We start from the raw sequence: 14,649 nt of genomic DNA on the forward strand, positions 1-14,649 counted from the left end.
TTGGCCGAGGCTTGCGAGGGCAAGTCTTTGCGACGAAGCAGCGCAGCGATGCAGGAGCACATCTTTGCACTTCGCCGCCTGCTGCTACATTTTAAATCTAAAGAAACACGTGATTATTCTCTTGGAAAACAAAAATAGTTAGATTACTTCTTTATAGAAAGCGGTTCTAAGACATGGAACAAAACAGCGAAAACTCCCAGGTGAGTAAGCGATGTTCTGAGATCCACTCGGACGAAGTGAAACGAGACCGAGTTAGCTCAGTGCGAGCCAAGAGTTGGCCGAAGGTAGTGAGGCCGGCTCTTTGCGACGAAGCTAGCGCAGCGATGCAGGAGCACGTTTTTTGGAAAGCGGAGCTGTTTTGTGGAATGTCGGTTTCCTAGCTTTCTCAATAAGTTGAAAACCCGAGCGGCAATGCCACTCGGGTTTTTTACTATTAAATCTCTTTAATCCCCTCTGCTTTTCAGCACTTCATCCAAACGGTCCGGGAAATTTGTAAACATGCCAGTGACCCCCCAATCCAACAACCGTTCCATGTCAGCTTTTGAATTAACGAGGAAAGGATGAATCAACAATTCATTTTCCCGAATTTTTTCGACGTACTCTTTATCAATACTCGTATAACTGGTCCCAATGCCAAGTGCATATTCTTTAATCACTGATATCTCCTGATCAGTAATCGTTGCCGGTTCTGAGTAAGAAATCAATTGGATCAAAGGAATTTCAGGATCCAATTCATGCATTTCTAATAAACTGTCAGCGCTGAAAGATTGAACCAAAACTTTACTGGACGCCGCATTTGATCCAATCAATTTATGTTTATATAGAACCCGCAGTAATTCTTCTTGCATTTCCGGATATACATCCGGACCCTTGGTTTCGATATAGTATCTCGACCCTCTGCCAAACTCCTCAATAATTTCTTCCAAAGTCGGCACTGTAAGCCCTGCGTATTCCGGTTTAGCTTTATCCGGATAAGCTTCATTGAACCAGGATCCGGCATCAAGCTGCTTAATTTCATCCAATGTCATGTCTTTTACAAATCCGGAACCATCAGTTGTCCTATCGACCTTTTCATCATGCATGGCTATAAGAACTCCATCTTCAGTCATCTGCAAATCAACTTCTATAAAATCCCCCTTCATCTGCTCTCCCAATTCATACGCGGCTAATGTATGCTCAGGAGCATGACCGGAAGCACCCCGGTGTGCCACATTCAAAATTTCATTGGAATTGAGAGTAGAGCGCTCCCCATTTCCAAATTTTAAATTCAAATAAAGTAAAAATACCAGGATCAACATCAATAAAATAACCAGACTATACGAAATTTTTTTCAAAGGATTCATCTCCTCGTTTTATTTTGAGAGCCAAAACAGAGAGAATCTTCTTTTTAAATTTTTACGAAACTACTACTTTTCTATTGTTCTTATAAACACTACTCCGATTATCAGAATAAATAAACAATATTGTATTTCTGGATTTGCACATTAATTTAACCAAAGAATCCTGTTCAACTTTATGTAAGCTCACATCATTTATTAAACTGATGGAAATTCCTACTATTGAAACATTTTCCAAGTATAGCCGTATAGTATGTACAAGGAGGGATGATTGATGATGGGTGACGCGATGTTTACGATATTTCCGGTTATAGGACTTTTACTTTCTTTATTGCCAATCGTAATTGCGATATTTGTGATTGTCATGTGGCTGAATTTGACGAAGGAACGCAATGCATATCTGAAGCAGATTGCTGAGGAGCTGCGCAGACGGTAGATATTCCGGAAGGGGATGAATCGGATGGATTTGATCAGGTTTTTATTTTTCAAGAAGAAGCATTTGGTGTATACGGCTTTTGGGCAAGACAGCTATTACCGGGCGTCGAGCCGTTTGAATGGCGCAGGGATCGACTTTGATGCGAAATTGAAAATAACTGCTAAGACTTACGATTCATCCACGCATATGGCCGACCAGTTTGTGCGGAATGCGATTGTGGATACTACGGAATACGACTTTTTTGTGCAGAAAGAAGATAAGTATAAGGCGGAGCAGGCTCTGTCGAGAGAGAATTAGTCAGGTTAACAGGTTAACGTCGGGACATGAGTTATTGTCCGGACGTTTTTTATTTTCATGGAAGGTTTTTGGCATTGGCATCCCGAATTTTATTTCGTAGAAGATATTTGTCGAAGGAGTGGTTGGGTTGATCAAGAAGCTCGGGCAAGTGATGGTGTATGTGGCGGATCAGGACAAGGCGGTGAAATTCTGGACGGAGAAGGCTGGGTTCACGGTGATTGCGGATGAGGGTTCGGAGGAGATGGGCATCCGGTGGATCGAGATTGCGCCGGCGGAGGATTCAGCGACGACGATTGTTCTGCATGACAAGGAAGTCATTTCGAAGATGTCGCCGGAGCTGAATCTGGGCACGCCTTCGCTGATGTTCTATACGGACAATGTCGACAAGCTGTACGCGGATTTCAAGGAACGCGGCGTGGTCACCGGCGAGCTGGTGAATATGGGCATCGGCCGCAGCTTCAATTTTGCGGATGATGAAGAGAATTATTTTGCGGTGATGGAGTTGTTGGAGGAGTGATTTTAAACGCCTGGACATTTTTGTGTCCAGGCGTTTTAGTTTTTGAATAAAGTAACGTATAAATCGATATTGCGTAAAACAGCTTCGCTTTCCTGGGGGCTTGCGTTGAGCTAACTCGGGCTTGATCCCCTTCGCCCGAGTGGATCTCAACACTTCGCCGAAATGGAGTTGGAAAACCAACTCCATTTCTACTCCCCTGGGAGTCTTCGCTGTTTTACTCCATATCTCAGGATCCTTTTTATAAGTTAAGAAAATCTGAAAATAAATTTAGAAGTTGGCAAATTCTCTACACCTTAATAATTTTTTAGCTAACAACTGCTCAAACATTTTAACGTCAGAACCGATAATCACGGATGCCAGCGTTCCCTCCTTTTGTGATATTGCGCGGGATGAAATGTGTTTTCTCCAGCCGGCGCGAGTAGGACCATTCAATTTCGATGACCACCCGGATCAGCATCCAAATGGAGAGAGCTGTCTGCAGCACCATCATACCGATGAATAAAGCTTCGGAAGCGATATTCCACGCAATGAATATTCCGATCAGCAGTAACACTTGTGCCGCCAGCACTTTTCTCACACGCATGAGCAACGACAGCCACAGCACGACAATCGCCGGGATGAACAGCCATAAATTTTCCTGCATAAGTGACAAGAACGGAACGTCCTGGGTTAATGTTGGAATGAAAGATAAGCTGAACATGTGAATCCTTCCTTTCTTATTTTTATGTATTCGTGGAAACGTTCCGTTCTTTAATTTCATCTTATGCCTGTTTGGTGGTGATTCCCTTGATGGGCGTCAAGTTTTTGCATATGAAAAGAGGACAAAGATATCACTCTTCGCCCTCCTGCTTTATTGATTATCGCTTAATCCCCTGCCCAACAAATCCGCTGACACCGGTTCGCGGTCCAGTTCCCGTGACCAGACCGATAATTGGCCGATGTGATGGATTTCGTGCGCGATGATATGCCGCATCACTTCGCCCCACGGATCGGTGTATTTGGTGCCGTCTTTGCCGGTGGAAACGAGCACGCGGTCTTCCATGCTGCTGTCCCAATTGGCGACAAACTCCTCGACTTCCGGCTTGAACCGGGCATCCAGTTCGCGCACTTTTTCCAAGCTTCGGTAGCTTTCGAAGTCTTCCTTGAAATCATCTTCCCCTTTTAACACGCGGATCCAGCTCCATTCCACGTCGATGTTGTGGAACAGCGTTTCCAGGATGCTGCCGACGCCCCCTGTTCGTTTCTTCAGCAATTCCTCTTCACTGACTCCTTCGCACCATGCGTACCATTCTTCCCTGACTTTCCAATTGTAATGAAACAGCATTTTCATGAGAGACCTCCAATTGAAGTTGATGTGTTGTTAATAATCTATTCCTTGTGTGAGCTAGATATTCCTCTATTTTGCTTTACTCCCAACTTTGGTCCGAATACTCCCAACTTCATGCGATTTACTCCCAACTTTGCTGTGTTTACTCCCAACTTCACCGCTTTTATTCCCAACTCGCAAAAAACTGCCTGGGCCACTTGGGCCAGGGCAGTTTTCGGTCTTTCGCACTTTCGCTTTTCGCCTGCGAAAAGCATCTATTTGGGTTTTGACTGGTGAATAACCCTTAACATCATTCACAGATTATAATAATCCCCAGAAATCAGTCAGGTATAACGTTAAGAAAATGAACATAATAAAGACACTTTCACTGATTGTCACTTTATATCTGTTTCTGTTTTCCGCATACTTACGCTCCATTATTGCTTTCGCTGTTTGTGAACTGAAGATAAAAAGAAGCAGAATAAACCAGGTTTGGAAAAACCAGAACCATTCGGTTGGATTCCGTGTGCTGTTTATAGCGAATCCTATGATCAGAAGAGCAATCGTCGAAAGCCTGATTGTCCAATCAACTTTCTTATGCTTTTCATTAATATGGTTATAGGAGAAGAGTTTCTGCCGCTCCACCTTGAATATTCTTCTTGTGATGAAATTGAATGCCATTAGCAAAAGAATCACAACTGCCATCAGCAACAGCCACTTCCACCAAAAATCCGGGTCTCCTCCTTGTGCATACATAGATAAATTGCCCCTTTACCTCTTATTTCGTCTCCTTTAAGCTTAACATAAGTATTCTGAATAAAATGGTAAAAGAGGAGGATTTATACAGTCATTCTATTATTAAGTTTTATCTCATCTTGAAAACAAAAGGCAGGCGCTGCCTCCCAAAATTTTATGCCCAACTTCATGCGGAATATGCCCAACTTTACTCCATTTATGCCCAACTTTGACCCATATATGCCCAACTTCACCCGTTTTATGCCCAACTCGCCAAAAAACCCAAAAAAAGAAGCAGCCGCAGCCGCTTCTTCCCTCACATCTTTATTCCTTGTGCGCCTTCAACACGCCCGCCACTTTGCCGGCCACATAATCACTGCCGTTCGACTCGTCTTCGATTCCTTCGATCATCATGGCAATGATGGCGTTCGGGTTCTCGGAGTCGTAGCCGACGAAGTAGCCGTTTTCCTTGCCTGCGTCTCCTGTGCGCATCTTGAGTTCGGCGGTGCCTGTCTTGCCGGCGACAGCGACTTCGCCGATATTGGCGGATTTCGCGTAGCCGTCAGTGATGGCGCTTCGCATCGCTGTCTGCAGCAGCTCCGCGTGGTTGTCGCTCACCAGTCCTTCTTTCCAGACGGTCGGCTCGTCTTCTTCCAGGAAAATCGATGCTTCGTACATTGTGCCGCCGTTCAGGAACGGCTCGTACATCGCCGCGAGATGCAGGATGTTGACGAGCATCTGCCCCTGGCCGTAAGCCGTGTCCGCTGTCTGCCCGTCGGAACCGAGCGAGCCGTTATTTGTGATCTGCGACGGCTGCAGGTTCAGCACGAACGGAATATCTTCCGTGAAGCCGAAGTCCTTGAAGCCGTCGATCATGTCTTCGCGGCCGATATCCAGCCCTTTTTGCGCGAAATAAATATTATCCGAATAGACCAATGCTTTGTGCAAATCGACCGGATTTTTGACGTCATCGTGAAGGCGCGTAATATGGAAGCCGCCCCATGAACCGTTCAGCTGCCAGCGTTTGCCTTCGATGTCGATGCCTTCTTCCGGATCGATGGCACCTGATTCAAGCCCGATCGCCGCGGTCACCGGTTTGATTGCCGAGCCCGGTGAATAGGAAGCGGCAAAACGGTTGAACAGCGGTTTGTTCTTGGCATCGTTCAGCTCCTGGTAGCGTGAGCCGGTGATGCCTTTCACGAATTCGTTCGGATTGTAGGACGGTGAACTGACCAGTGCCAGGGTTTCACCGGTTTCCGGGTCGACCGCAGCGCTGGCACCGGGCTCACCCGCCATCGATTCGAATATCGATTTCTGCAGTTCGGCATCGATCGTCAGTTTGATGACTTCGCCTTCGCCTGCATCGTTTTCATACAGTGTCACAGGATCCGTGCCCGCTGCCGGTTTATGGGCGATGACCTGCATGCCCGGTTTGCCGCGCAGGCGGTCTTCGAGCGCCCGCTCCAATCCTTGGCGGCCGATCATATCATTCGGGCCGTAGCCCTGGTCTTTCAACTGCTCCAATTGCTCGCCCGTAATCGGCCCGATATAGCCGATCAGATGCGCCAGCGCTTCGCCGTACGGATATTCACGGAACTCCGATGGCTCCTGTTTCGTGCCCGGCACCGCAAATACGCGGTCAAGGGTCAGCTGGTCGCTCGACGGCACTTGTTTGATCGGCACGAAATAATGCGGCTGCACCCAGCTTTTATTCATGGCCGCTTCGATTTCCGATACATCCATCTCGAGTGCCCGAGCCAGTTTTTCCTTCTGCTCCGGCGTATTGAAATTCTGCGGCACGACGCCGACCATCATCGCGTCGCTGTTGACGGCAATCGGTTTGTCATTGCGGTCGACAAGTTCACCGCGCACCGGTTCCGTCAGACGCACCTCGACTTCATCGCCCATTTCAAGACGCGGCAAAATGTACGTCGGGTTCCATTCGACAAACCAGTCCTCCATCTCCTGATGGGTCTCGTACAGGAGCGTCAGCGTCTGGTCGAATTCAACCGGCCCCGCCATCGTCTCCATCTCCACGTGGATATCAAAATCCGCCGGCATGTCCGCCGTGTAATCCACCGCTTCTTCCGGCGGCGTATACGTCACATTGACATCGCTGACCCCGAGCTGTTCATAAATGTCTTCCTGCCACGCCACAAAATTTTGGGAGCCGTAGACGTCTTTCGACCCCTTATTCAGGAAGGAACCATACATCTTCGAAAATTCCTGGTTGTTCCACAGCTCGATGTACTGCTGCGCCCGCGTTTCCGCCTGCGACGTCTCTTCCGATTTCGCTTCGTCCGGCGTCGTCTCTTCTTCCGGTTCTTCCTGACAGCCTGCAAGGAGAATGATCAAAAGTATAAATGCAAAAATCCCGAGAAGCTTTTTGTCCATCCGTTTCCCTCCATTCAATTCTGCTCAAGCGACATTAACCATATTCTTTATATTTATAAATTCTCTGTAAATTCTGATAATCCTTTATTTTTCTGCAGGAAACCTGATCCCCGGCACTGTCGTCTTCTTAAGCTAAGAGCTTTATTCGAATAAAACCGGAGGTGCCGAACCGTGAAATACCTCATCCATTTTACGTGGCAGCAAGCGCTTGCCTGCATCTTCCCGCTCATCATCTTCGCTGCGCTGGCCGTTTCGAAATTTGTCGAGATTCCCTATTTGCCCCGCTATGATTTCCTGCTAATCGCCTGCCTTCTCGGGCAGGTGTTCATGCTGGCGTCGGGCCTCGAGACGAAAGACGAACTGAAGACGATCTGCGTCTTTCACTTGATCGGGCTGGCACTCGAAATCTTCAAAGTGCATATGGGTTCCTGGGCGTATCCAGAAGACGCCTACAGCAAAGTGTTCGGCGTGCCGCTCTACAGCGGCTTTATGTATGCAAGCGTCGCGAGTTACATCATCCAGTCGTGGCGGCGACTCGATCTGCAGATGATCCACTGGCCGAAAGCCGTTTACGCCGGCGGCATCAGCGCGCTGATCTATCTGAACTTTTTCACGCATCATTTCTCGTATGATGTGCGCTGGGTGCTGAAAGCGCTGCTGGTTGTCGTGTTCTTCAAGACGTTCGTGTCGTTCCGCCTGCTCGACCGCGTCTTCAAAATGCCCCTCCTGCTGGCATTCGTGCTAATCGGCTTCTTCATCTGGATCGCCGAAAACATCACCACCTTTTTCGGCGCCTGGCAATACCCCGACCAGCAAGCCGCCTGGACCATCGTCCACATCGGCAAGATCAGTTCCTGGGCGCTATTGGTCATCATCAGCATCATCATTGTCGCGCAGCTGAAGCGGGTGAAGAGTGGCCTTGGGGAGAGGGAGCTTGTTGGTGAAAGCGAATTGAAACTGGAATGAAAGAAAGCAGCTGCGATTGCCGCAGCTGCTTCTTTTGGAGGTTTGGGGTGGCGATGTCGTATAGGTTTAATTTGGTGTCGTATAGCTTGCTTATGGTGTCGTATAGCGGCGTTATAGTGACGTATAAACTTTTTTGCCGTATAAATCCAGTCATCCAGTAAAAGATCTGGATGGTCACATCTGCTTTCTTCCCTTAATTAAAACTGCAAAAATTGCTCATAACCCTCCGCAAAAAAGTTGAACCTGTTTTCGATGGCGGGTTCCGGAAGCACAAATGTCAAAAAGTACTCGCCGTCATATTTGTAGGTCACTTTGAAAAACCAATGCTCCTCGGTCTTTTCTTCATTTCTAAAGACAGTCACACGGTGTTTTGAAAGCACTTGGAAATCATCCACATAATCATTTTGAAATGTCTCTTTAGCAGTAAGCTCCGCGATAGCAGGCCCATCAGCTTCCGTTAATGCCGTACCTTTTTCAATAACGGCATATTGGTTGGCATAATCGCCGCCTTTATCGAGATACTGCTCAACCACGTAGATATTCTCGCTGTCGAAGTAACCATAATTTCTTGGAGTCAGCAGAAACGCCCCTTCGACTTCCCCGAATTCCACCAGATCCCGTTCACGCACCATTTCTTCAACTTCTCGCTGATCGGGTGTCGGCTCATATATTGCGATGAACCACATGGCAAGCCAGCCGACGACAATTACAGCAGCAAGTCCAGCCAGAACCATCAAAAATCGTTTCCCCATAACCGCTCCCCCCTTCTGACTCCAGTTTTCACAAGCTTTTTTCTTTTCATTAATATTACCAAAAAAATCCATGACAATATACAGAATTGTGGTTTAATTAGAGTAGAGCTGGAGGGGGATAATAGTGAGCAAAACGATGAAAATTATTCTAAGTGTGGTTGGCCTGTTCGTTGCCTTGATTGCAGTCAGTATCGGCTATCTCTATTTTCAATTCTCTCCGTTAATGGAAAATGCTCCGCCTGATTATGTCGTCAAGAATTATATAGAAGAAAAATATGGCTTTGAAATAGATATTATCGAGACACGGACGTATGGAATGGGCGCCTCGCCTGAATTCATCGTATCTCCTGAAACCGATGAAGATATACGCTTTAATGTCATTGTTGATTCTTCCGACCATTCAGTAATCGAAGATGATTATTCATATGCACTGGAAGCGGATAAAGAATTTCAGAAATTAAAAACCGTTATTCCGGTTATTGAGGAAATGGGTTTCACAGGTGAAGAGCATCCCGACATTCGGTTGAATTATAATTATGAATCCATTTCCTTAATCTTGATGGATCATGAAGGTATAAATTTTAAAATGTTTGCGCCAGATGGACTGGACCGTTACTACGCCCTCTACCAGTTGATCGTGGAGAGTCAGGCCGACCTTGATAATATTGTTATCGCCGATGAATCCTCCCCCTATTCCCTGGATCTTTTCATGGAACCACTCGCTGCAGCTAAAAATAAAGAAGAGTTTTTGACCATATTAAAGACATACCACCCGCTAATAGTTTCCCATGAATTGGTGCGACAGCTGCAAGATGAAGCAGCGGCTATTGAAAACGAGCGTTTCTATTTCGGCAATCAATTTGCCAAAGAGCACGGGGATGACGAAGACCCTTGGTTACACTGTATAGAAGTGAGCGAAACTGCCGAATGCACATCTGCTCATATAACAATTACGTACCAGGAAGGTGGCTTCACTTCGAGCAACCTTTATTTTGCGGAAGACCTGGAAACAATCTTTGATTTCATTTCCACCCACGTGGAACCAGAAATCCGTGTTGAACTCCTTTCGCTCGAAGCGGATGATCTTTCGGGTGACAGCCTGGAAATCGGGTATGAAGATCGGATGAAATATGAAAATGTTAATGAGCTGATTGCGTTTTTATTGAATAAATAATAATCGCTCTATGGATCATTAACCTTGAATTGAGGAATCGAGGGATAAAAACTGTGAACAAAAAAATGATAGTCCTCTTATGTATAGCCGGATTTTTTATCGCAACAATCGCACTTGCCTTTAGTTTTTTCTATTCGAAGGAAACTCCATTATCGAATAAAACTGAGACTGAAACCACAGTAAATGAAACCAAAGCTGAGGAAGTCGAACCGGAACCTGAGTTGACTGAAATCGAGCAATTGGCAAAAGATTATGCGGAAGAAAAATATGGCTTTGAAGTGGATGTTGTCGAAGATGACTGGGCTGTAGTTGGCGCACCGGATGAAGTGATCGTATCACCGACAAATAATAAAGACATCAGTTTCCGAGTGGTAACTGACCCTTCTAATTTTACGGTAATTGAAGATGACTATCATTTTGCTTTAGAAGCAGACAAAGAATTTCAAAAGCTAAAACCTGTTCTGCCTGCTATCGGAGAGTTGGGTTTCACTGGAGTTGCGAATACCAATATTCGCATCAGTTACAATCATGACTCCGTTTACTTATTTCTTGAAAGCAAAACAGACGTTAGTTTTGAAAACTTTGCGGAAGAAAATTTGGATCGTTACTATGAGTTATATAGACTGATCAGAATGAGTGAAGCTGAAATAGGCAGTTATGCCGTGGCTGGGAGCAAGCTTGATGAAGGTATATCTTTATACTGGGATCCATTAGCCAAACTCTACAATAAAGAAGAATTCTTAATATTGATGAAGGAAACGCATAAAGAAATTATAAATCATGAAATTGAAAGCCAGTATGCCACAGAAGTGAAAAATCTTAATAATGATCGTTTCAATTTCGGAAACCATTATGATCACACATACGATGATCCTTTTGACTCCTGGTTATACTGCACTGAAGTTAACGAGTCTGCAGAATGTACTTCTGCAGTGCTATCGGTTACTTATCAAGAAGATAAGCTCAACGCGGGCAATCCTCATTTAAAAGAAGATTTGACGTCAATTTTCACATTTATCGAGATGCATCTGGAACCTGAAATCAAAATCGAGTTTGTTTATATTGATGGAAAAGTTCCATCACTAGAAAAGTTAGAGATCGGATATGAAGATCGGATGAAATATGAGGATGTTGATGAGCTGATTGCGTTTTTATTGAATGAATAATAAAAATGGTGCATCCTCATTGAAATCATGGTTTTCATTTTTGAAACTTGTCGTACAGTTAGAACGTATTAATAATCAGAATCTTTTATTAAGAGGAAAAGGAGGGGTGCCAATGACAAGGGAACGGCGGAAAAAGCATGTGCTGCTATACGGCGGAATTGCCATGATTCTCTTATCCTTCTTGGCAATCCACGAGTTAACGGACCCGCGAATCGGACCGATTGGGGATGGCAGCAGCATCCCGCCGCCCGCTTTGATATGGGGGATCTTCTCTTTATTCATATTGTGCGGTATAGGATTTATTATTTGGGGAATCTATAGATTTTTGTTTGAAGATGCTAAATAAAAGGAGGCTGGAATATGGAGAATTTCATAGGCTATATTTTTGTGGCGCTGACGATAGCCGGATTCGGATATGCGCTGGTGTGGCAGATTCGGGATACATTGGAAATCAAGCGGACGACACGGTGGGAAACGCGTTTCGATAAAAGAAAACTGGGTGGGCATTATTTGATGGTCATCGCCTTCGCCGGATTCTTCGGTTCGTACTTGCTGAATGTGACGGTCGGCACGCTGTCTCATATTCGTCCGGATACTGTGCAGCATGCGCTCATCAACAGCAATAACACGGGGTTTGCCTGTTTCCTGTTTTTGGCGGCGTTCCTAGTTTCCAAGTTTATGATTATGCCGAAGGAAGAAGAAAATCAGCGTTTGTTGAAAGTGAAAATTTGAATAGGATTTGTTTCAAAGGAGCTGCGGTTAATCCGTGGCTTCTTTTTTATGGAGGGGTGATGTCGTATGGATGCCGTTTGTTACCGTATAGCTCTCTTTTAGTGTCGTATAGCGTCGGTTTGTTGTCGTATAGACTCAATATCCTCACGTGCCCCAATCCACATCCACTCACTCGGCTGGAGATCCGATTGGTCGCAGTCCGCCGCGCGGACTGCTGGGGCGGGGCTTCGTCCCCGCCCGTTTTCGGCCAATCAGGGGTTTGGTTCTTTGGGTGACGGTTAGATGTCGTATATGGGATTTTTAATGTCGTATAGATTGCTGTTGTTGTCGTATAACGTCATTTTGGTGTCGTATAAGCCAAACAAGCTAACACCACAAAAAAGAGAGAAGCCCCATGGCTCCTCCCTCTCATCTTCATTTAGTGAACAATGCATTCGACACCAGACGGAACAGGTAATCGGTGTGGTCGCGGAATGTTGGCTCGAGACCGATCAGCGTTACGTCCTTATCATTTTCCTGGATTAATACAGGCTGGCCGGTTGCGGCTTCGTTGCCTTTCCAGTGGCCGGCGATGAAGAAGTCGCTTTCGTCGTAAGACGCTTGCACTTCATCCTCCTCGACTCCGCTGTACCAAACCGGACGGTAAACAAAGCCGATGTCATCCTGCGTGTAGCCGGCAGTCAGGCCGCTGCCGTCATAATCGACGGAGACGATGCCGTTGCTGTTATAGCCGCCGACATTGACTGTCGCATCGGTCAAGCCGAGTGTTTTGGACGCGCGTGATGCACCGGCGCCTGCTGCGATGTATTTGCCGCCGTCAGCGATAAAGCTTTCGACATTCGCTTTAAAGGCGTCGTATTGGGCTGGATTTTCGAATCCGAATTCCTGGTTCGCTGCACTGAGGCGCGTAGCGATCAGGCTTTCAGTGCCATTGTAAATGAAAGCATCGAATCCGCTAAGACCCGCCTCCACCACTTCGACTGGCGATAATTCCGTGACTTCAAATCCGAGACGTTCAAGTGCCAAGTTCATGCCGGCGTGGGTCTGTTGTTTATTCATCCCGCCGTCTTCAAGCAAGGCCACTTTGACGGAAGAGATGGCTTCCGCGTCAGCTGGAACTTTTGCTGTTTCGATTTGCAGGCCGGATTCTTTTACGGCAGATGCGATTTTATTCGCTGGAGCTGCTGTGTAGAAATCACCTTCCTCACTGCGCTTCACTTCAACGCCTGAAGCGAGCAGGTTGTTGACGAGCTCGACCGCTTGGACGGAAGAATTCGGGATGATGAACGGCCCTTTGCCGGTAACGGAGCCCTGGTTCTTCACTTCTTTGACTTTGGCCGCCGCCACATCAACAGCGGTTGTCACAGGATTTGCCTCGAAGCCCCAAAGTTCAGGCAGGCTCCATGCGGAAATATCGTACATGGAAGGCGTGTCGTCCGTGATGTCCTCCCCGTCCCACAGGAATGTGTTGGCAAGACCGGCTTTCGCCTGATCCATGTGGACGATATACGAACCTTTTTCGTAAGTGACACCTTCAACTGTGAAGGCTTTGGATGCGCGCACCACGTCGATGTCGTTTTTGATCAAATGGTTGACCGCTTTTTCAGTGACAGTCGGATCTTGTTCATCGACCGGCAGGACGTACGCTTTCGGGAAGAAACCTTCCGCGTGCGTCGGGTGGTCGAAATTGATGCCGCGTTCGAACACTTCCATCTGGTCAGAAATCATTTCCTGTTTATTGTCTGTCGCGTATTTTAACGCGCCCATCACTGCATCGTACATCCATTTCACGCCGTCTTCATCGTTGGTCGGCGCTTCAAGGGTGTGACCGTATGCACCGTGGTACATGGCATACATCGGTGTGAAGATTGGCGGGTAATCGTCCCAGCCGGCCGCGTCATCGCGCTGCGGCACGTAAGTACCCGTCATGTCCTGATAAAGCGCGCCTTCGTATTCGGCTTTATTGTCCATGATTTCCGCTTCCATCGCTTCAGCTTGGCCATAAGCCCATTTATTGTACAGATCATATTCATAGTTCGGATTATGCGGCGGCGTACATGGCTCGATCAGGCCCTGCTTGTTCGGCGCATAATTCTTCACGTAGCCGTGGGTGTCAAGGAACACCATCGGATTCCATTCGGTAATCAAATCAACGGTCTGCTGCGTTTCCGGCTGCGACTGCGTGACGAAATCGCGGTTCAAATCGATGCCTTCGCCGTTAAAGCGCGTCGCGTCGACACGGCCATCCGGGTTGGCCACGACGTTGAAAATGAGGACGTTATTCGCCAAAATATCTTTTGTCGTGTCATCGTTTTGCGTCGCAAAACGCTCGATCAGCTGCAATGTCGCGTCACTGCCGACAAATTCCGTGCCATGAATCGAGCCGTTGATCATGATCGGCACTTTAAAATCTGGATTTTCCGCTACCCAATCCTGTGCTTTCGCCGGATTTTTGAACATCTGCTTGCGCAACGCCTGGATTTTGCCGAACTTGCCTTGTGACTCCGGATCCGCAATCGTCACGACGTATAATGGATGTCCTCAGACGAGGTTCCTGTCACTTCCACTTTCACGCGGTTCGATGATTTCGCGATTTCCTCAAGCTTCGGCCCGATTGCCGAAAACTTCGTGAAATCATAATTCTCGCTGTTGAATTTGCTGCCATCCTGCTCTTCCAGCGCGTTCACGTATGTAACTTTCGGCGAGTACGCCACAACCGATGACCACGGCGCAGACGCCAAAAGGCTCGCTGCCAATAAAACACTGACTGACTTCTTCATATTCCACTCTCCCCTATTTGAATAAAAATGTATAAATATTAACTAATTTTAATAATA

Annotated in this window: 16 protein-coding genes; 8 read left to right on the plus strand and 8 right to left on the minus strand. The window is 46.7% G+C overall.

Annotated features, from left to right (window positions below):
• Positions 1–443: 443 nt before the first annotated feature.
• Positions 444–1,334, minus strand: coding sequence for a glycerophosphodiester phosphodiesterase (locus CXF70_RS05700; RefSeq protein ID WP_369916922.1), 891 nt, complete (start codon positions 1,332–1,334; stop codon positions 444–446).
• A gap of 277 nt (positions 1,335–1,611) precedes the next feature.
• Here CXF70_RS05700 and CXF70_RS18125 point away from each other — a divergent pair, with 277 nt between their 5' ends.
• From CXF70_RS18125 to CXF70_RS05710, 3 genes are all read left to right on the plus strand, one after another.
• Positions 1,612–1,773 carry a hypothetical protein gene (locus CXF70_RS18125; RefSeq protein ID WP_158241158.1) on the plus strand — a complete coding sequence of 54 codons (162 nt, stop codon included), beginning with the start codon at positions 1,612–1,614 and terminating at the stop codon, positions 1,771–1,773.
• 24 nt (positions 1,774–1,797) lie between these two features.
• Positions 1,798–2,070, plus strand: coding sequence for a hypothetical protein (locus CXF70_RS05705; protein WP_101801885.1), 273 nt, complete (start codon positions 1,798–1,800; stop codon positions 2,068–2,070).
• A 127-nt stretch (positions 2,071–2,197) separates the two neighbouring features.
• The gene (locus CXF70_RS05710; RefSeq protein WP_101801886.1) at positions 2,198–2,587 is read left to right on the plus strand and encodes a VOC family protein; all 390 of its coding nucleotides are present in this window, start codon (positions 2,198–2,200) and stop codon (positions 2,585–2,587) included.
• A gap of 334 nt (positions 2,588–2,921) precedes the next feature.
• Here the strand turns inward: CXF70_RS05710 and CXF70_RS05715 are convergent, their stop codons facing one another.
• The 4 genes from CXF70_RS05715 to CXF70_RS05740 form a co-directional block, all read right to left on the minus strand.
• Positions 2,922–3,287, minus strand: a complete 366-nt coding sequence (locus CXF70_RS05715; RefSeq protein WP_101801887.1) for a hypothetical protein — start codon at positions 3,285–3,287, stop codon at positions 2,922–2,924.
• 150 nt (positions 3,288–3,437) lie between these two features.
• Positions 3,438–3,917, minus strand: coding sequence for a DinB family protein (locus tag CXF70_RS05720; protein ID WP_101801888.1), 480 nt, complete (start codon positions 3,915–3,917; stop codon positions 3,438–3,440).
• Between the two features lie 297 nt (positions 3,918–4,214).
• Positions 4,215–4,649: a DUF4181 domain-containing protein gene (locus CXF70_RS05730; protein ID WP_101801890.1), complete on the minus strand. Its 435-nt coding sequence runs from the start codon at positions 4,647–4,649 to the stop codon at positions 4,215–4,217.
• Between the two features lie 303 nt (positions 4,650–4,952).
• Entirely contained in the window at positions 4,953–7,022 is a 2,070-nt protein-coding gene (locus CXF70_RS05740) for a penicillin-binding transpeptidase domain-containing protein (protein ID WP_101801892.1), read from the minus strand.
• 171 nt (positions 7,023–7,193) lie between these two features.
• Between CXF70_RS05740 and CXF70_RS05745 the strand changes: the two genes are divergently transcribed.
• On the plus strand, positions 7,194–7,988 hold the full coding sequence (locus tag CXF70_RS05745; RefSeq protein WP_101801893.1) for a DUF817 domain-containing protein: 795 nt from the start codon (positions 7,194–7,196) through the stop codon (positions 7,986–7,988).
• Between the two features lie 197 nt (positions 7,989–8,185).
• Here CXF70_RS05745 and CXF70_RS05750 read toward each other — a convergent pair whose 3' ends face one another.
• On the minus strand, positions 8,186–8,740 hold the full coding sequence (locus CXF70_RS05750) for a hypothetical protein (RefSeq protein ID WP_101801894.1): 555 nt from the start codon (positions 8,738–8,740) through the stop codon (positions 8,186–8,188).
• Positions 8,741–8,864: 124 nt separating this feature from the next.
• On the opposite strand from CXF70_RS05750, the gene CXF70_RS05755 reads away from it, so the two are divergent.
• The 4 genes from CXF70_RS05755 (at position 8,865) to CXF70_RS05770 (ending at position 11,812) form a co-directional block, all read left to right on the plus strand.
• The gene (locus CXF70_RS05755) at positions 8,865–9,914 is read left to right on the plus strand and encodes a hypothetical protein (RefSeq protein ID WP_101801895.1); all 1,050 of its coding nucleotides are present in this window, start codon (positions 8,865–8,867) and stop codon (positions 9,912–9,914) included.
• Positions 9,915–9,967: 53 nt separating this feature from the next.
• Positions 9,968–11,080 carry a hypothetical protein gene (locus tag CXF70_RS05760; RefSeq protein WP_101801896.1) on the plus strand — a complete coding sequence of 371 codons (1,113 nt, stop codon included), beginning with the start codon at positions 9,968–9,970 and terminating at the stop codon, positions 11,078–11,080.
• Positions 11,081–11,192: 112 nt separating this feature from the next.
• Positions 11,193–11,426 carry a hypothetical protein gene (locus CXF70_RS05765; RefSeq protein ID WP_101801897.1) on the plus strand — a complete coding sequence of 78 codons (234 nt, stop codon included), beginning with the start codon at positions 11,193–11,195 and terminating at the stop codon, positions 11,424–11,426.
• 14 nt (positions 11,427–11,440) lie between these two features.
• Positions 11,441–11,812 carry a hypothetical protein gene (locus tag CXF70_RS05770; protein ID WP_101801898.1) on the plus strand — a complete coding sequence of 124 codons (372 nt, stop codon included), beginning with the start codon at positions 11,441–11,443 and terminating at the stop codon, positions 11,810–11,812.
• Positions 11,813–12,226: 414 nt separating this feature from the next.
• Here the strand turns inward: CXF70_RS05770 and CXF70_RS05775 are convergent, their stop codons facing one another.
• On the minus strand, positions 12,227–14,335 hold the full coding sequence (locus tag CXF70_RS05775) for a M14 family zinc carboxypeptidase (RefSeq protein ID WP_233208557.1): 2,109 nt from the start codon (positions 14,333–14,335) through the stop codon (positions 12,227–12,229).
• Complete coding sequence (locus tag CXF70_RS18430; RefSeq protein WP_233208558.1) at positions 14,332–14,592, minus strand: hypothetical protein; 261 nt, start codon at positions 14,590–14,592, stop codon at positions 14,332–14,334. The genes CXF70_RS05775 and CXF70_RS18430 overlap by 4 nt, the downstream gene beginning before the upstream one ends.
• Positions 14,593–14,649 lie beyond the last annotated feature (57 nt).

The organism is Planomicrobium sp. MB-3u-38, assembly GCF_002836425.1.
In the GTDB taxonomy this organism is placed as follows: domain Bacteria; phylum Bacillota; class Bacilli; order Bacillales_A; family Planococcaceae; genus Planococcus; species Planococcus okeanokoites.